We start from the raw sequence: 17,961 nt of genomic DNA, 5'->3' as shown, positions 1-17,961 counted from the left end.
ACGTTCATGGGGCTCCCTTGACTGGGGTTCGGCTCGTTCTGGAGGGGCGGCCCCGAAGTCCGAACACCCTCTAGTCGAGCGAACGTATGGCGGTCGTCACATCAGAGTCAAGAACTATGTCCCGATTTGTGAACAGATTCTTGATTTCGTTCATATATACGAACTTCAAGCCGCCAGGCCGGCCCCACCTCGCTCTCGACGACGGGTGCCCGGCAGCGACGTCGGCCCGGGGGCCGGCGTCGTCGCCGGTGCTGCGTCGGAGGTGTCTGCGGGGTCGGGTCGCTAGCGGCGGACCCGCGCGCTGCCGCCGAGCGCCAGCGCGTGGACCTCCTCCCGTGTCGCCATGGAGGTGTCACCCGGGGTGGTCATCGCGAGCGCGCCGTGGGCCGCGGCGAGCTCCAGGGCGGTCGCCAACGACTCCCCCTCGAGCAGTCCGTGCAGCAGCCCGGCGGCGTACCCGTCGCCGCCCCCGACGCGGTCCAGGACCGCCAGGTGGTCGCGGGCGACGGAGGTGAGCACGCCGGACCCCGGGGACCAGGCGATGCCCTGCCAGTCGTTGTCGCCGGCCGAGTGCACGACGCGCAGGGTGGTCGCCACGACCGACACCCACGGCATCTGCTCGGCCAGCACCGCCACGAGGCGCGCGAACCGCTCCTCGGGGGGAACGGAGTCGCCCGGGTCGCCCGGGTCGCCCGGGTCGCCGGTCCCGAGGACGAAGTCACTCGGATGCCCGACCAGCACGTCGGCGTGCCGGGCCAGCGCGGTGCTGACCTCGCGTGCGCGGTCGGAGCCGCCGCGACCGGCCCAGAGGCTGGGGCGGTAGTTGGTGTCGTAGGAGACCACGGTGCCGTGCCGACGGGCCGCGGCCATCGCCTCCTCGGCGACGGCCCGGGTCCCGTCGGCCAGCGCGGCGAACACGCCGCCGGTGTGCAGCCAGCGCACGCCGCGGCGGCCGAACAGGTCGTCCCAGTCGATCTCGCCGGGGCGCAGCTGGCTGATCGCCGTACCGGCGCGGTCGGAGACGCCGAGGGCCCCTCGTACGCCGAAGCCGCGCTCGACGAAGTTGATCCCGTTGCGGGCGGCGCGGCCGATGCCGTCGAAGTCCACCCAGCGGATGAGCGAGGTGTCGACGCCGCCCTGGCGGACCAGGCCCTCGACCAACCGGCCGATCTCGTTGTCGACCAGGGCGGTCACGACCCCCGAGCGCAGCCCGAAGACCGCGCTCAGGCTGCGGGCGACGTTGTACTCGCCGCCGCCCTCCCACACGTCGAAGCGCCGGGCGGTCCGGATCCGCCCCTCCCCCGGGTCGAGGCGCAGCATCACCTCGCCGAGGGCGACCACGTCCAGCTCGCACTCGGCCTGCGGGCGGAGCGCGATCACGGCGCCGGGCCGCCGGCGGGCAGCGGCGCCTCGAGCCGGCGGGTGGCCGCGCACCGTGCGGTCACCTCGTCCCAGTCGCCGGCGGCGAGCAGGTCGGGCGCGACCATCCAGCTGCCGCCGACCGCGGTGACCGCCGGCAGGGCGAGATACGCCGGCGCGGTGGCCTCGGTGATCCCGCCGGTCGGCATGAAGCCGAGCCCCGGGAACACCGACGCCAGGGCCTTGACCGCGGGCGCGCCGCCGCTGGCCTCGGCCGGGAAGAACTTGACCGTGTCGAGGCCGAGCTCGCGCGCGGCCATCACCTCGGTCGCCGTGCTGACCCCCGGGATCACCGGTAGGCCGACCTCGCGGCAGCGCCGTACGACGTCGGCGCTGAGGCCCGGCGACACGATGAAGCCGGCCCCTGCGTCGCGAGCGAGGTCGACGTGGTCGGGGGTGAGCACCGTGCCCGCCCCCACCAGCACGTCCCCGCGCGCGGCGAGGGCGGCCAGGACCGCCCCCGCCCGCAGGGAGCGGAGGGTGACCTCGGCGACGGGCAGCCCGCCCGCCACCAGCGCGGCACCGAGGTCGTCGGCCCGGTCGGCGTCGTCGAGGACGACGACCGGGACGACGCGGTGCCGGCCGAGCTCGTCGAGCAGGCTCAACGGAGCTCGGCGATCACGGTCTTGAGCTCGGTGTAGTCGTCCAGGCCGAACGACCCGAGCTCGCGGCCCCATCCGGACTGCTTGAAGCCACCCCGCGGGAGGGTGACGTCGTCGGCGTGCCAGGTGTTCAGCCACACCGTGCCGGCGCGCAGCTTGGAGCCGACCCGGTGGGCGGTGCCGAGGTCCTTCGACCAGACGCCCGCGGCCAGGCCGTAGACGGTGTTGTTGGCGGCCGCGACGACCTCGTCCTCGGTGTCGAACGGGATCGCGGTGACGACCGGGCCGAAGATCTCGTCGGTCTGGATGGCCATCTGCTCGGTCACGTCGGTGATCAGGGTCGGCCGGAAGAAGTAGCCCTGGTCGGCGGCCGGGTCGCCGCTGCCGGCGGCGATGGTCGCCCCGTCGGCGATCGCGCCGCGGACGTAGCCGATGACCTTCTCGTGCTGCTCCTGCGAGACCAGCGGACCCATCGTGGTGGCGGAGTCGAAGCCGTTGCCGACCGTGATCGCCCGGGCCGCCGCGGCGACGCCCTCGATGACCTGGTCGAAGACCGAGCGCTGGACGTAGAGGCGCGAGCCGTTGACGCAGCACTGGCCCTCGTTGAAGTAGCCGGCCAGGGCGGCGCCCGCGACCGCGGCGTCGAGGTCGGCGTCCGCGAAGATGATGTTGGGCGCCTTGCCACCGAGCTCCAGGGAGACCTTCTTCAGGTTCTTGGAGGCGCCGGCCGCGATCTTCTTGCCGACCTCGGTGCTGCCGGTGAAGGCGACCTTGTCGACGTCCGGGTGGTCGACCAGCGCGGCCCCCGCGTCGCCGTACCCGGGCACGACGTTGACGACGCCGGCGGGGACGCCGGCCTCGAGCAGCAGCTGGCCGAGGCGAAGCGCGGTGAGCGGAGTCTGCTCGGCCGGCTTGAGGACCACCGTGTTGCCGGCGGTGATGGCCGGGACGACCTTGAACGCGGCCATGGTGAGCGGGAAGTTCCACGGCACGATGCCGGCGACGACGCCGATCGCCTCGCGGCGGGTGTAGGCGTGGAACTCCTTGCCGGGGACCGACATCGGGATGGAGGTGCCCTCCATCTTGGTCGCCCAACCGGCGAAGTAGCGGAACAGCTCGGCCGCGACGCCGACGTCGCCGCGCGCGGACGCGAGGCTCTTGCCGTTGTCGAGCGACTCCAGCTGGGCGAACTCCTCCGCCTGGGCGTCGATCAGGTCACCGATGCGCCACAGCAGGTGCGAGCGCTCGCGCGGGGTCATCCGCGACCACGGGGAGGGGGACTCGAAGGCGTTGCGGGCCGCGACGACCGCGCGGTCGATGTCGACGGCGGAGGCCTGGGCGACCTGCACGAGCTCCTGCTCGGTGGCGGGGTCGACGGTGGCGAAGGTCTTGCCGTCCTTGGCGTCGACCCACTCGCCGTCGATCAGCAGCTGCTTCGGCGAGGACAGGAACGAGCGGACGGCGGGGAGGAGCTCGGGGCGGTCGTACGACATGGTGCCTTCCAGGTGGTGGGTGCGATACAGGGGAGGAGGTGCGACTACTTGATGGTCAGCACCTTGGAGCGGTCGAGGGTCAGGGCGACGGCGGCCACGATGATGGCGCCGTAGAGGATCTGCTCGTACGCCGAGGGAACGCCGACGATCGGCAGCCCGACGCGGAGCAGGGTGATGACGAGCGCGCCGACGAGCGAGCGCCAGATGCTGCCGTGGCCACCGGTGATCGCGGTGCCGCCGACGACGATCGCGGCGACGGCCGGGAGCAGCAGGTTGTCGGCCATGGTCGGGCTGCCGCTGAAGTTGCGGGACACGAGCATGACCGCGGCCAGGCCGGCGCAGGCGCCGGACACGGTGAACGCGCCGACCTTGACCCGGTCGACCGGCGTGCCGGCCAGCCGGGCCGCCGACTCCGAGTAGCCGGTGGCGGTGATGTAGCTCTGCAGGGGCGTCAGCTTCAGGACCAGCGCGATGACCGCGACCACGACGACGGCCACGAAGAAGGCCATCGGGATGTAGCCGGCGACGTACAGCGTGAGCCAGTTGGTGGCGTCCCGGTCGACGACCCGGATCGGGCCGGCGTCGGAGATCACCAGGGCGACCGCCGAGAAGATGCTCATGCCGCCGAGCGTCACGATGAACGACGGGATGCGGAGCACGACGTGGGCGATGCCCTGGATCGCGCCGATGCCGGCCGCCGCGGCGATGACCGTCAGCGTGGTGAGGCCGCCCAGGTCGGGCAGCCACATCGCGAAGAAGACCGTCGACAGCGACGCGAGGGCCGCGATGGACAGGTCGATGCCGCCGCACAGCACGACCAGGGTCGCGCCCGCGGCGAGCACCACGAGCGGCGCCGAGGTGCGGATGGCCGCGGTCAGGCTCTTCTGCGTGAGGAAGTCCGGGTCCGCGATGGTCAGCGCCGCGAGCAGCGCGACGAGCGCGATCACCGGCATGAACGACGTGAGCCGCTGCGCCGGGGTGGGCCCGCCCTTGACCACGACCGGCTCGGCGGCGGGCTGGGCGATGACGGGGGTGGACACCTAGACCATCTCCTTGACGAGGTCGAGCGGGGTGGGCTTGTCGCCGGAGGGGCACGGGACGTGCTTGGTGGCCTTGCCGTCGCTCATCACGACGATCCGGTCGGACATGCCGATGGCCTCCTCGAGGCTGTCGGCGAGCAGCACCGTGGCGACGCCGCTGTCGGCGAGCTCGCGCATCAGCCGGTAGACCTCCGAGCGCGCGCCGATGTCGAGGCCGCGCGTCGGGTGGTCGAGGAGCAGCAACCGGATGTCACCGGCCACCAGCCAGCGGGCCAGCACCACCTTCTGCTGGTTTCCGCCCGAGAGGCGCTGGATCTGGGTGCCGCGGTGGGGCGTGCGGATGGAGAGCCGCTCGATCCAGCGGTCCACGAGGGACGACTGCCTCTTCGGCATCACGATCGGACCGGCGCAGCGGGACTGCTGCTTGGTCAGCGTCATGTTGTCGGCGACCGACATCGGGCCGACCATGCCCTCGATCTTGCGCTCGGCCGGCACGTAGCCGATGCCGGCGGCGACCGCGGCGCGGGTGCTGGACAGGTCCAGCTTCTTCCCGTCGAGCGTCACCTCGCCGGCGAGCGTCGGCTCAGCGCCGAACAGCGCCCGGCAGACGTCCTCGCGGCCGGAGCCGTGCACGCCCACGATCCCGACGATCTCGCCGGCTGCGACCTCGAGGTCGACGTCGCGGAACGTCTTGCCGGACAGGCCGCGGATCGACAGCATCGGCCGCAGCGGCTCCGCGGAGCGCTCGTAGGCCTGGTCGTGGTAGTGGTCGTCGGACCCGGTCGACCCGATCATCATCCGGTGCAGGTCGGCGGGCGCCGCACCCGCGGTCGCCACCTCCCCCACCGACTGGCCGCCGCGCAGCACGCTCACCCGGTCGCAGACGTCGAGCACCTCGTCGAGGCGGTGCGAGACGAACACGACGGAGGCGAACTCGCGCAGGCGTCGTACCTGGGTGAAGAGGGTCTCGATCTCCTTCGACTCCAGCACCGAGGTGGGCTCGTCGAGGATGATCACCGGCGGGTGCTGGCTGCGCTGCTCGATCCGCAGCACCTTCGCGATCTCGACCATCTGCCGGTCGGCGAACGAGAGCGTGTCGGTCCGGGCGAGCGGGTTGATGTCGGAGCCGATCTTGTCGAGCTGCTCCTGGGCCAGCTTGCGCATCGTCTCCCAGCGGTAGACCCCGCCGCGGACGCCCGCCCCTTCCGAGCCGAGGACGATGTTCTCGGCCGCGGTGAGGTTGGGGACCAGCGACTGCTCCTGGAAGACCATGCCGATGCCGTGGTTGGCGGCCTCGACGACGCTGCGCAGCCGCACCTTCTCGCCCCGGACCCAGATCTCGCCGGAGTCGGGACGGACCAGGCCGACCAGCGCCTTGAGCAGGGTGGACTTGCCCGCGCCGTTCTCGCCGGCCAGGCCGAGCACCTCGTTCTGGCGGACGACCAGGTCGACGCCGTCGAGGGCCTTGACGCCCGGGTAGTGCTTGACGAGGTTCTTCACCTCCAGCGCGGGCACCATCGGGTGCGGCTGCTGGCCGATCTCGGGATTCGCCGGGGGGATCACTTGGTCACCTGGTTCCTACGACGCTGCGGGAGCACCGCGGCGGCCACCGCGGCGACGACGATGAGGCCCTGGACGCCGCCCTGCCAGTACGGGCTGACGCCCACCTGGACCAGGCCGTTGGTCAGCACCATGACGATCAGGACGCCGACGGCGGAGTGGAGGATGCCGCCCCGGCCGCCGGTCAGCAGGGTGCCGCCGACGACGGCGGCGGTGATGGCGGCGAAGTCGTAGCCCTTGCCCGCCTGCACCAGGCCGGCGCTGAGCTGGCTGGTCACCATCACCCCGGCGAGGCCGTAGAACGCCCCGGCCAGGGTGAAGACGGCGACCTTGTACGGCGCCACCTTGACGCCCGAGAGTGCCAGCACCTCCTCGGCCCCGCCGATGGCGAAGGCGTAGCGCCCGAGCCGGGTGTAGCGCTGGATCAGGTAGCCGACTAGAACGCACGCGAAGGCGATCCAGGTCAGGTAGGACAGCCCGAGGAGCCGCTCGACCGGCCAGCTGGCCAGGGTGCCGTCGGTGATGTTCGGCTGGACGCCGTTGAACATCAGGGTCGCGAGGCCGAGGCCGACGGCCGAGACGCCGAGCGTGGTCATGAACGACGGCACCTTCAGCAGCACCAGCGCCAACCCGCTCACGCAGCCCAGGGCCGCCGCGAGCAGGATCGCGAGCAGGATCCCGATGATGCCGAGCTCGTTGCCGTTGCGGTTGTTGGCGACGAGCAGCGCCACCGCGATGGCGGCGGCGCCCATGACGCCGGGGGCCGACAGGTCGATCGAGCCCATCATCAGCACGAAGGTGATGCCGCACGTGACGACGGCGAGGACGGCGGCGGTGTCCATGATGTTCTGGACGTTGCCGATGCTGCGGAAGTCCGAGCTCAGGGCCGCGAAGGCCACGAAGATGACCACCAGGGCGAGGGGAGGACCCGAGTCCCGGAGGGACACCCCCCGCCGAGGCTGGGGGCGCGCCGCGGCGACGTCGACGTCCTCGGCGGGGGATGTCATGGTCACGAGATCGCGCCCTGCGAACGGCTGAAGACGTTGTCGCACTCGAAGTCGGCCTCGTCGGTGACCGGGGAGAGGTACTCGGCGACGTTGTCCTGCTGGATGAGGAACTGCTCGGCGAACCAGGCGCGGTCCTCGTCGGCGATGTCGGCGACGTCGAGCTCACCGGTGGCGACGCAGTAGCCGGCCGCCAGGCCGATGCCGCCCTGCCACGGGCCGTCGCTCGAGACGGTCGCGGTCATCGCGCCGCTCTCGATGGCGGTGAGGGCGTCGGGCACGGCGTCGATGCCGACGACCGCGATCTCGCCCTCCTTGCCGGCGGCCTTGAGGGCCTCGAGGGCGCCGAGCGCCATGTCGTCGTTCGCGGCCCAGATGCCCTTGACGTCGTCACCGTGCTTGGTGAGCAGCGTCTTGGTCACCTCCAGCGCCTCGGCGCGGGAGAAGTTGGCGGTCTGCTGGTCGAGCAGCTTCACGTCGGGGTTGGCCGCGAGGGACTCCTCCAGACCGGCGAACCGGTCCTTGGCCGCACCGGTGTCGAGGATGCCCTGCAGAGCGATGATGCCGCCCGAGCCGCCGATGGCCTCGGCGAGCGCGTCACCGATCTGCTTGCCGGACTCGACACCGTTGTAGGTGATGTGGCTGATCCAGTGGTCGTAGTCGGTGACGTTCAGGTCGGCCGGCTTGTTCCACTGCGTCACCAGGTAGGCGCCCGCCTCCTGGGCCTGCTCGACGATCGGCGGGGTGTCCGAGTCGCCGTTCGGCAGGATGTTCATGACCAGGCAGTCGGTGTCACCGGCGAGGAGCTGGGTGATCTGCTCCTGCTGCTTGGTCGAGTCGCCGTCGTAGGTCAGCCGCTGCTGCTCGAGGTCGACCGACTTCGCGAACGCGTCGCCACCGTCGAGCCAGGAGGCCTCGTAGGGGTTCGACTCGTTGCGGACCTGGCCGACCAGCTTGACGTCGGCCGGGTCACAGGCGCCGGCCTTGTCGCTGCCGCCGGTGCCGGCGTTCGACTCCTCGCTGCAGCCGGTCAGCGCGATGGCCGCCAGCGACAGGCTCAGCAGAGCGACTGCGGGACGTGACTTGAAGTTCATCGTTGATCCTCATTTTCTTGACGCCAGATGCTCCGGCGGTTGGCCCGAGAGGTCAGGGGTCCGCTGTTGCGGAGATTAATGCGGGTTGCTTACTGCGGTGTGGCGGGGGTCACTTTTACGATCAGCGGGCCATCCACCCTCCGTCGACGACCAGGACGTGCCCGTTCACGTAGTCGGCCGCCGACGAGCTCAGGAAGACCGCCGCACCGGCGATGTCGTCGGGCGTGCCCCAGCGACCGGCCGGGATCCGCTCGAGGATCGCGCGCGAGCGGTCCGCGTCGGCGCGGAGCGCCGTGGTGTTGTCGGTGGCCATGTAGCCGGGCGCGATGGCGTTGACCTGCACCCCGGCGGCGCCCCACTCGTTGGCGAGGGCCTTGGTGATGCCGGCGACGCCGTGCTTGCTGGCGGCGTACGAGATGACGCGGATGCCGCCCTGGAAGGCGAGCAGGCTCGCGATGCTGACGATCTTGCCGTGCCCGCGCTCGACCATGGGGCGGCCGAGGTGCTGGCTCAGGAAGAACAGTCCGCTGAGGTTGATGTCGACCACGCGGTTCCAGGACTCGGGAGTCAGGTCGACGGTGTCCTCTCGCTCGATGATGCCGGCGTTGTTGATGAGGATGTCGACCTCGTGCGTGGCCGTGATCTGGGCACACACCCGCTCGATGGCGGCGTGGTCGGAGACGTCGAGGTCGATGACCTCGACCTCGCGGCCCAGCTCGGCGACCTGGTCGCGGGTGCCGTCCTGGCTGCCGGCCAGGCCGACCAGCACCAGGTCGGCGCCGGCCTCGGCCAGCCCGAGCGCGACGCCCTGGCCGAGCCCGCGGCCGGCCCCGGTCACGACCGCGGTCTTGCCGTGCAGGTCGAAGGGGGAACGCCGTTCGGTGGCGGTCTGGGTGGTCACAGGTCCTCCAGGGAGACAGGGGTGAGGTCGGTGTACGCGTTGTTCTCGCCGGCCATCGCCCAGATGAAGGCGTAGGAGCCGGTGCCGGCGCCGGAGTGGATCGACCACGGGGGCGAGATGACGCCCTGGCGGTTCCGCAGGACGAGGTGGCGGGTCGCGCCCGGCTCGCCCATGAAGTGGAAGACGCGGTCGTCCTCGGGGAGGTCGACGTACATGTAGACCTCGGTGCGCCGGTCGTGCAGGTGCGGGGGGAAGGTGTTCCAGACGGAGCCGTCGGAGATGACGGTGACGCCGAACTGCAGGACCGAGGTCTGCAGCTCCTGCCCCCAGGCGTAGCGGTAGAGGCTGCGCTCGTTGGCGCACGCCGGGGTGCCGAGCGCGACCGGCTCGACCTCCTGGTGGTTCAGCAGCACCGCCGGGTGCGTGGCGTGGGCGTTCGCCGAGACGAAGTAGAAGGCGGCGTCGGCACCCGCGAAGGTGACGTCGCTGCCGCGGCCGACGTACAGGCCGTCGAGGTGGTCGAGCTCGAACTTCTCGCCGTCGACCAGGACGTGACCCGAGCCGCCGACGTTGATGACGCCGAGCTCGCGACGCTCCAGGTGCTTCTCGGCACCGAGGACCTCGGTCCAGGCCGGCAGGTCGAGCTGGCCGGTGCCGGGTACGGCGCCGCCCACCACCATCCGGTCGTCGTGGGTGTAGACACCCTGGACCTCCCCGGCGACGAACAGGTCCGCCAGGAGGAAGTTGTCCCGCAGGTCCGCGGCGGACGCTGTCTCCACGCTCGAAGGGGCTGTGGAATATCGGACCTGAATCACGCGGGAACTCCTCGGTCTTATGAACTACGTTCGGCTATGTGAACTGGCAGGAACGTACACGTGGCCGTCATCACAGGTCAAGTGATCGAAACTGGTTTACGGATGTGAACTGGCGTACTGTCATGCCACCATTGACCGACGACCTGACCATCACCTCGGAAGGCCCTCCGCGATGCAGCTGGAGAAGACGATCAACGGCGGCCCCGCCGCCGCCCCCGTCAAGTCGGCAGCGCGCGCGCTCGATCTGCTGGACGAGATCGCCGCCAACGGACCCGGCACCCAGCTCCAGCTCTCGACGCGACTCGGCATCCCCAAGAGCAGCCTGCACGCGCTGCTGCGGACGATGACCGACCGCGGCTGGCTCGAGACCGACCCGACCGGCAGCGTCTACAAGCTCGGCATCCACTCGCTGGTCGTCAGCTCCGCCTTCCTCGACGGCGACTCCGTCCTGGCCCGGGCCTCGCACCTGCTCGACGAGGTCGCGGCCGCCACCGAGGAGACCGTCCACCTCGGTCGGCTCGACGGGGCCCACGTCATCTACACCGCGAAGCGCGAGTCCGCGCACCCGCTGCGGATGCACTCCGCCGTGGGTCGCCGGCTCCCGGCGTACGCCACCGCCCTCGGGCGGGCGATCCTGGCCGAGCAGCCGCTCGACGAGCGGGCCGGTCACGTCCCGGACTCCATCGCCCCGATGACCACGCACACCACGACCGACAAGGGCGCGGTGCTGGACATCATCGACCGCGCCTCGCAGGTCGGCTACGCCGTGGAGAGCGAGGAGTCCTGCCTCGGCGTCCGCTGCTTCGGCGTCACCCTGCCCTTCGGGCGCGAGGCCGTCGACGCGATGAGCGTCGCGGTGCCGATCAGCCGGCTCGGCGACGGCCGCGAGGACTTCATCATCGAGACCCTGCTGAGCGTGAAGGCCCGCCTGTCTGTCGTGAACGACAACAGCATCGTCCGCTGACCCCTACCGGACGCTCCGGTCCCGGATGCCCCGCAGCATCCGCGCGCTCATCACGCCGCTGACCCCGCTGAGCACCGCGACGAGCACCCGGGCCGCGCGCGTCGGGCAGCGGTAACGCTCCCGGACCACCAGCCGGGAGCCCCCGGTCCCACTGTCCGGGAGCACCACGAACGCCCAGCCGAAGTCGTACTCCAGCCGCGACCGGCCGGTCGGCTCCGGCCCGCTCAGGACCAGCGCCCGCCCCGGACGGACCTCCCGGACCGCGAGCGCGACCCGCGGGTGCAGCCGCACCTCGTCCCCGACCCGGACGTCCTGCCACTCCGGCACGACCCGGTCGGCGTTGACGATCCGGCAGCCGACCAGGTTCTCCAACCAGGCGTGGCTGTAGAACCCGGCCCGGCCCTGGCCCAGCTGTGCGATCCAGGGCCAGACCGCCGCGGGTGGCGCCGCGATCGCGATCTCGCGGGTCGTGACCCGGTCGGCGTCGGGGAGCAGCTCGTCGCCGGGCAGCGTCTCGTCGTGCACCGCACCAGCCAACCGCGATCGCGACCGCCGGGGCAGGGCCGAAGGTCTCGGTCCGACCGGGACCGTCAGTCGTCGACCCGCACGGAGCACCACACGGTCTTGCCGGACTCGTTGGTGCGGGTGCCCCAGCTCTCGCTGAGCACCTCGACGATGTTGAGGCCCCGGCCGTTCTCGTCGCTCTCCTCGGGCCGGCGCCGCCGCGGGCGCAGCTGCGCGCGGTCGCGGACCTCGAGCACGACCTGGTGACCGGTACGACGCAGCCGCAGGTCGATCGGCGGCCGGGCGTGCACGAGCGCGTTGGTCACCAGCTCGCTGGTGATGAGCACCAGGTCGTCGACCGCCTCGGCCCGGACGCCCCAGCGACCGAGCTGGTCGGCGACCGCGCGCCGGGCGTCGCGCGGGGCGGTGCCGACCTCGGCGAGGCGGGCGGTGAAGGTGAGCTCCTGCGGCTCCTCGACCTTCACCAGCACCAGGGCCACGTCGTCGTCACCGCCGTCGTCGCCGACCAGGCTGCGGACCAGGGTCTCGGGCAGCCGGCGCAACGGCTGGTCGCCGTGGGCGCGGACCAGGTCGGCCAGCTGGGAGATGCCGGCGAACAGGTCCTCGCCCCGCCGCTCGACCAGGCCGTCGGTGTAGAGCACGACGACGTCGTCGGCGCGGACGTCGTACACCTCGGCGGTCATGCCGAAGTAGCCGGCGCCGAGCGGCGGGCCGGTCGCCTCGATCCGAGCCATCGTCTCGACCAGGTCGTGACGGGCCAGCAGCGGCGGGAGGTGGCCGGCGTTGGCGTAGGTGAAGGTCTGCTCGGCGGCGTCGTGGACGGCGTACACGCAGGTGACGATCTGGTCGGCGGCGAGCTCCTGGACCAGGTTGTCGAGGTGCTCGAGGACCTCCGCCGGCCCGAGGTCGAGGGTCGCGAACGCCCGGACGGCGGCGCGCAGCTGACCCATCACCGCGGCCGCGGGCACCCCCCGCCCCATGACGTCGCCGATCACGAACGCGGTGCGGCCCGCACCCAGGTCGATCACGTCGTACCAGTCGCCGCCGACGTAGGTGCCCTCGACGCCGGCGCGGTAGAACGTCGCCACCTCGAGGGAGTCGACCTCGAAGTCGCTGGCCGGGAGCAGGCTGGCCTGGAGCTGCTCGGCGACCCGGCGCTCGCGGACCGCGGCCTCGCGCTCGGCCTCGGCGGCGACCAGGCGGCGCCGGGTGACGTCCTGCTCGGTGACGTCCTGGAAGGAGCCGCGCAGGATCCGGGCCCCGTCCGCGCGCGGGACGACCTCGCCGCGAGCGTGGAACAGGCGCTGCTCGCCGGTCGGGAGCACGATCCGGGTCTCGTACTCGATGACCTCGCCGTCGATGGCCTCGCCGAGGCGCTCGCGGACCATCGGCAGGTCGTCGGAGTGGACCAGGGACTCGATCACCGCGGTGGTGCCGAGCCGATCCATGGTCTCGCGGTCCATCTGCATCAGCTCGTGGAACGTGTGCGAGGCGACGATCGTGTCGGTGTCGAGGTCGATCTCCCAGCTGCCGATCCGGGCCAGCCGCTGGGCCTGGTCGAGCAGCTCCTCGTTCAGCTCCAGCGCGTGCCGGACCCGCTGCTCGCGGTCGAGCTCGAGGTTGACCCGCACCCGGGCGAGCAGCTCGCGCGCCGAGAACGGCTTGACGAGGTAGTCGACCGCGCCGGCGGCCAGGCCCTCGAGGGTGCCCTCCTCCCCCGCGCGGGCCGACAGCATCACCACGGGTACGACGGTCAGCACCGGGTCGGCCTGCATCCGCTGGAGCAGCCCGAAGCCGTCGAGCCGCGGCATCATCACGTCGGTGACGACCAGGTGCGGCCGCCGCTCGGCCATCAGGGCGAGCGCCTCGACGCCGTCCGAGGCGACGCTCACGTCGTACTCCTCGCGGAGGATCCCCGCGACGTAGGTGCGCATGTCGGCGTTGTCGTCGACGACCAGCACCCGGGGCTGGTCGGCCTGGTCGGCCCGGTCGGGGTCCGGTGCGACGGCGTCGGTCGCGTCGTCGTTCTCCGGCAGCCAGCTCAGCGCCTGCGCGACCATCTGCCCGGTCCGCCCGTCGACGATCGCGCCCGCCGAGGTGTCGTCGACGAGGTGCGCCGGGTCGAGGTGGTCGCGTCCGAGCGGCACCGCGACCGTGAGGGTGGTGCCCTCGCCGAGCCGGCTCGCCACCCCGACCGTGCCGCCGTGCAGGGCGACCAGCTCGGCGACCAGGGCCAGGCCGATGCCGGAGCCCTCGTGGGTACGCGACCGCGCGCCGGCCACCCGGTGGAACCGCTCGAACAGGTGCGGGACCTCGGACTCGGGGATGCCGCTGCCGGTGTCGCGCACGGTCAGCACGGCGCGGTCGCCGTCGACCCCGAGGCGGACCGAGACCTCGCCCTCGAAGGTGAACTTCAGCGCGTTCGACAGCAGGTTGAGCACGATCTTGGCCCAGTGGTCGCGGTCGACGTACGCCTCGGTGCCGGGACGTACGTCGATCTCGAGCCGCAGCCCGGCCCGCTCGGCGGCGGATTGGAACATCGCCGCCAGCTCGCCGGTGGCCTGACCGAGGTCGGTCAGGCGGAGCTCCGGGGCGGCCCGTCCGGCCTCGAGCCGGGAGAAGTCGAGGAGCGTGTTGACCAGCTGGAGCATCCGCTGGCCGTTGCGCAGCACCGTGGCCAGCCGGTCGCGGTGGACCGGCGCGAGCGGCTCGGCCGCGTCGGCGAGGGCGTCCTCGGTGGGGCCGAGGAGGAGGGTGAGCGGGGTCCGCAGCTCGTGGCTGACGTTGGCGAAGAAGTCGGTCTTCGCCTGGTCGAGGCGGGCCAGGGTCTCCGCCCGCTGCGTCTCGGCCTCGATGGCGCGAGCGTCCGAGACGGCCGCGGCGAGGTGCCCGGCGACCAGGTCGACGAAGCCCCGGTAGGCATCGTCGAACGGGCGGTAGCGGTTGAGCCCGGCGACCAGGAAGCCGTAGGGGTGGGCCTGGGCCGGCTGCAGCAGCGGGGTGAGATAGGCCTGGAGCGGCGGCTCCGGCCAGGCGCCGCGCGGCAGGTCGGCGAACCGGTCGAGGCCGTCGACCAGGGCCTCGCCCTCCCACAGCAGCGGCGCCGGCCACGTCGCCGCAGGGTCGTCGGCGGCCACGAGCGGCGGGAACGCGGCGTGCTCACCCTCGACCCCGGCCGCCCCCGCGAGCCGGGCCGTGCGGCCGTCGTCCTCGAAGAGGTAGACCGCGGCGAACGGCAGCGACCGCGGGTCCTGGGCGAGCTGCGCGCACGCCGTGCGTACGGCGTCGCGCTCGTCGCGGGTGCCCGCCACCCGGATGCCGAGGTCGCGCAGGGTCGCCATCCGCCCGGTCGCCACCACCTGCTCGGTGTCCTCGGTGACCACGCAGAGCATCCCGGCGATCTGCCCGTCGTCGTCGGCCAGCGGGCTGTAGGAGAAGGTGTGGTAGGTCTCCTCGGCGTACCCGGAGCGCTCGAGGAAGAGCAGCAGCGCCTCGTCCCAGGTGGCCTCGCCGGTCGACATCACCGTCTCGATGCGCGGCGCGATGTCGGTCCAGATCTCCGACCAGACCTCGGCGGCGGGCCGGCCCAGCGCCCACGGGTACTTCCCGCCGAGCGTGTCGCGTCGGTAGGCGTCGTTGCAGAAGAAGGTCAGCTCGGGACCCCAGGCCATCCACATCGAGAACTTCGACGTGAGCAGGATCCGGACGGCGTTGCGCAGGCTGAGCGGCCAGCCGTCGGGCCGACCCAGCGGCGTGCCCGACCAGTCGACGCGCAGCAGGTCCGCGCCGACCTCGCCGCTGGCGGCGAGCACGTCCTCCATCGAGCGCGCGGGGCTCACGGCGACCGCGGTCCGCGGCGGGCCAGCAACGGCCGGAGCACCAGCGCGAGCAGCAGCACGCCGCCGCCGAGGACGCCCCACCACACGGCGTCGCGCCGGGTCGCGGCCATCGTGTCGACCTCCGGCTCGGGGGCGACCGCCCGGCGGTCGCTGCGCTCGGCCGTGGTGTCGAGGGTGCCGTCCTCGGCCGGCGTGACCGGACGACGCAGCGCGTCGAGCGGCTGGACGACGCCCGCCCCGGTCATCGGGCTGCGCACGTCGGTGCGACCGTCGGCCGTCGAGAGCAGGCGGGCCACGAGCTGGTCACCCGTCGCGTCGGGGTCGGCCGTGCGCATCAGGGCGAGCACGCCGCTGACCTCGGCCGCGGCCCAGGAGGTCACGACGTCGTCGACGGTGCAGGTGCCGCCGTCGACGCCGACCGTGACGCCGCCGACGACCGGGGCGGCGACGTCGGTGCGGCTGTTGGGCAGCACGTACGCCGCCGCGTCCTCGCGGTCGCCGAGGCCGTCGACCGTCGCGCTGACGGCGACCACCGACGGGTAGCCCGCCGGAAAGACCCGGAGCGCGGCGTCCTGACCGGCCTCCGGCGTGCCGAAGTCGTCGTACAGCGGCTGGTCGTCCTCGGTCGGCCGGTTGCCAGCGGCGGCGACCACGACGACCCCACGGCGGTGCAGCCGGGTGAGCAGCTTCGCGATGCGGGGGTCGGGCTGGTCGACGAAGAGCGAGACGTTCACGATGTCGACCTCGCGGTGCGCCAGCACGACGCCGAGCCCCTCGACCAGGCCGTCGGCGCTGACCGGCTTGCCCTCGGTGCTGGCCGCGTCGCCGGAGTCGAAGACCCGGACGTCGAGGATCTCGGCGTACGGCGCGATGCCGACGAGCCCGCCCGCGTCGTCCGCGCGCGGGGTGCCCGCGATGAGCCCCGCGACCGCGGTGCCGTGCCAATCGTCGAGCTCGCCCTGCCGACCGGTGACGCTGACGTGCTCGGAGACCCGCACGCCCCCGCTGGCCGTGACCCCGGAGTCCAGGACCGCGACGGTCACCCCCGCGCCCGGCTGCTTGCCGCGCGCGGCGAGGTAGGCGTGGGCCTCCTCGATCCGCAGCTGCTCGAGCGGCGCGCTCTCGCGGGTGGCCGCGGACCGGGCCTCGCCCGCCTCCTTGACCTGGACCGCCCCGCAGTCCTCCTCCACCGCCATCGCCGGGGCGGCCGGCAGGATCACCGGCACCGACGCCGCCAGCGGAAGCAGCAGCACCGCGGGCAGCAGCCTCACTCGCACGTGCGGCTCGCCCCCTGCTCGCCCTGCACCGGCGGACACAGCGCGCTGTCGCGGGACAGCGGGACCCCGGGCTCGAAGAGCTCGACCCACGGGTCGGGCACGAGCGGGGCGTCGTACGAGCCGTAGCCGAGCTGGTCCGCGGCCCCCGGACCGACCAGCGGGTAGGCGACACCCTTGGCGTCGACGACGTACGACGAGCGGCTGGTCGTGCTGTCCCAGTCGCCGACCCGGACGTAGGCGCCGTGCCCGGGGTCGACCGAGACCCGCTCGGCGGGGGCCACCAGGTCGCCGGCCGAAGCCGCGTCCGTCGGGTCGGTGGCCAGCATCGCCACCGGCTTCTCGCCGTCGGCGGTGACCAGCAGCGCACAGTGCTCGTCGAGCTCGTCGTCGAGGAGCCGGTCGGGCCAGTGCGCCGCGTCGAAGGGCGGGAGCGAGCCGCTGACCTGGGGTGCCGCGTCGAGGGTGACCGGCGTGAGGTCGAGGGGCTGAGCCAGCGACGGCTTGGCCGTGGTCTCGTAGACGGCCTTCGCGAACGGGTCCAGGTCGGCCGGGCCGTCCTTGGTCAGCAGCTGGAACGACTCGCCGTCGAGGGTGATGATCTGCCCGATCCGGGACCCGGTCGGCAGCTGGCCGGGACCCTGCTCGGGCGCGGGGTCGCCGTACCCCTCGAGGCCGAGGCTCGAGAAGGCGAGCGGCCCCCCGACCGGGAAGAGCCGCAGCCACTTCTCGGGGACGTCGCGGGCCTCGTCGGTGATCGGCAGCCCGAGCGCGCGGAGCAGCGGGTCGAGCGGCACCCCGGCGGGCAGCGCGTAGCTGTAGGCCCGCTGCGGCTCCCCGGACTCGTCGCGACCGGTCGCGATGACGTAGTAGCGGTCCTGGCTCATCACGACGAAGCCCTTGTCGGGGATCGGCTGGACCACCGGGTCGTTGGACATCGTGACCGCCATCCCCCCGTCGGCGGAGGTGCACGCCGACCAGCCGCTGTCGATCAGCCGCGCGGTGTCGGGGACGGTCTGCGGGGCGCCGAGGATCCCCAGGTCGGAGCCGAGGTCCTGGGCGGCGATGGTGTCCTCGGCGAGGATCTTGGGCTCGAGGTCGGGACCGAGGATCAGCTGGGCCGAGGTGATGTTGAGGATCGAGTGGAGCTCGGGGTCGTCGCTCTCCTCGAGGATGACGTAGAGGCCGCCCTTGTCCTCCGAGATGAGCAGCCCGGGCTTGTTCCAGTCCTCGGGGTCGCGGCCGACCAGGATCCCCGCGACCGCGGCGCCGGCCACGAGCAGCACCGACAGCGCGAGGCCCCCGACGATGGTCCGGCCCGGACGGGCCGGCTCGACCTCGCGCCCGCCCGGCGCGCCCGAGACGAAGGCCGTGACCAGCCGGCGACGGCTGAAGGCGTGCGCCTCGACCAGGTCGCGCTTGGTCGCCACG

14 protein-coding genes are annotated in these 17,961 nt (G+C 72.5%); 1 reads left to right on the top strand and 13 read right to left on the bottom strand.

Translation table 11 applies throughout. From position 1 onward, the window contains the following. Positions 1–282 precede the first annotated feature (282 nt). The 9 genes from V7S47_RS24595 to kduI all read right to left on the bottom strand — a co-directional run bounded on the left by V7S47_RS24595 (position 283) and on the right by kduI (position 9,892). A complete protein-coding gene (locus V7S47_RS24595) occupies positions 283–1,380 on the bottom strand; it encodes a sugar kinase (RefSeq protein WP_336564068.1) in 1,098 nt (365 codons plus the stop codon). Further along, positions 1,377–2,024 carry a bifunctional 4-hydroxy-2-oxoglutarate aldolase/2-dehydro-3-deoxy-phosphogluconate aldolase gene (eda, locus tag V7S47_RS24590; protein WP_336564067.1) on the bottom strand — a complete coding sequence of 216 codons (648 nt, stop codon included), beginning with the start codon at positions 2,022–2,024 and terminating at the stop codon, positions 1,377–1,379. Before eda ends, V7S47_RS24595 begins: the two co-directional genes overlap by 4 nt. Then, on the bottom strand, positions 2,021–3,514 hold the full coding sequence (locus V7S47_RS24585) for an aldehyde dehydrogenase family protein (protein ID WP_336564066.1): 1,494 nt from the start codon (positions 3,512–3,514) through the stop codon (positions 2,021–2,023). Before V7S47_RS24585 ends, eda begins: the two co-directional genes overlap by 4 nt. Positions 3,515–3,558: 44 nt before the next feature. Continuing rightward, a complete protein-coding gene (locus V7S47_RS24580; RefSeq protein WP_336564065.1) occupies positions 3,559–4,554 on the bottom strand; it encodes an ABC transporter permease in 996 nt (331 codons plus the stop codon). Next, complete coding sequence (locus V7S47_RS24575; RefSeq protein ID WP_336564064.1) at positions 4,555–6,117, bottom strand: sugar ABC transporter ATP-binding protein; 1,563 nt, start codon at positions 6,115–6,117, stop codon at positions 4,555–4,557. Beyond that, positions 6,114–7,025 (bottom strand): ABC transporter permease, encoded by a 912-nt coding sequence (locus V7S47_RS24570; RefSeq protein ID WP_336564063.1) that lies wholly within the window; start codon positions 7,023–7,025, stop codon positions 6,114–6,116. Before V7S47_RS24570 ends, V7S47_RS24575 begins: the two co-directional genes overlap by 4 nt. A gap of 98 nt (positions 7,026–7,123) precedes the next feature. Then, positions 7,124–8,212, bottom strand: coding sequence for a sugar ABC transporter substrate-binding protein (locus V7S47_RS24565; protein WP_336564062.1), 1,089 nt, complete (start codon positions 8,210–8,212; stop codon positions 7,124–7,126). Positions 8,213–8,333: 121 nt separating this feature from the next. Next, a complete protein-coding gene (gene kduD / locus V7S47_RS24560; RefSeq protein ID WP_090854189.1) occupies positions 8,334–9,113 on the bottom strand; it encodes a 2-dehydro-3-deoxy-D-gluconate 5-dehydrogenase KduD in 780 nt (259 codons plus the stop codon). Then, positions 9,110–9,892 (bottom strand): 5-dehydro-4-deoxy-D-glucuronate isomerase, encoded by a 783-nt coding sequence (kduI, locus tag V7S47_RS24555; RefSeq protein WP_244509338.1) that lies wholly within the window; start codon positions 9,890–9,892, stop codon positions 9,110–9,112. Before kduI ends, kduD begins: the two co-directional genes overlap by 4 nt. Positions 9,893–10,100: 208 nt before the next feature. Here kduI and V7S47_RS24550 point away from each other — a divergent pair, with 208 nt between their 5' ends. Further along, positions 10,101–10,892, top strand: coding sequence for an IclR family transcriptional regulator (locus tag V7S47_RS24550; protein ID WP_090854194.1), 792 nt, complete (start codon positions 10,101–10,103; stop codon positions 10,890–10,892). Positions 10,893–10,895: 3 nt separating this feature from the next. Here the strand turns inward: V7S47_RS24550 and V7S47_RS24545 are convergent, their stop codons facing one another. From V7S47_RS24545 to V7S47_RS24530, 4 genes are all read right to left on the bottom strand, one after another. Next, positions 10,896–11,417: a hypothetical protein gene (locus V7S47_RS24545; protein WP_336564061.1), complete on the bottom strand. Its 522-nt coding sequence runs from the start codon at positions 11,415–11,417 to the stop codon at positions 10,896–10,898. 65 nt (positions 11,418–11,482) lie between these two features. Beyond that, positions 11,483–15,256, bottom strand: coding sequence for a SpoIIE family protein phosphatase (locus V7S47_RS24540; protein WP_336564060.1), 3,774 nt, complete (start codon positions 15,254–15,256; stop codon positions 11,483–11,485). Then, positions 15,253–16,527: a S8 family peptidase gene (locus V7S47_RS24535; RefSeq protein ID WP_336564059.1), complete on the bottom strand. Its 1,275-nt coding sequence runs from the start codon at positions 16,525–16,527 to the stop codon at positions 15,253–15,255. The genes V7S47_RS24540 and V7S47_RS24535 overlap by 4 nt, the downstream gene beginning before the upstream one ends. Then, positions 16,524–17,960 carry a type VII secretion protein EccB gene (locus V7S47_RS24530; RefSeq protein ID WP_336564058.1) on the bottom strand — a complete coding sequence of 479 codons (1,437 nt, stop codon included), beginning with the start codon at positions 17,958–17,960 and terminating at the stop codon, positions 16,524–16,526. The genes V7S47_RS24535 and V7S47_RS24530 overlap by 4 nt, the downstream gene beginning before the upstream one ends. Between the last annotated feature and the right edge of the window lies 1 nt (position 17,961).

The sequence above is a fragment of the Nocardioides sp. CCNWLW216 genome (genome assembly GCF_037120545.1).
Taxonomy (GTDB): Bacteria; Actinomycetota; Actinomycetes; order Propionibacteriales; family Nocardioidaceae; genus Nocardioides; species Nocardioides lianchengensis.
Note: the sequence above shows the minus strand (reverse complement) of the source record. Positions and strands in the feature narration are given on the sequence as shown.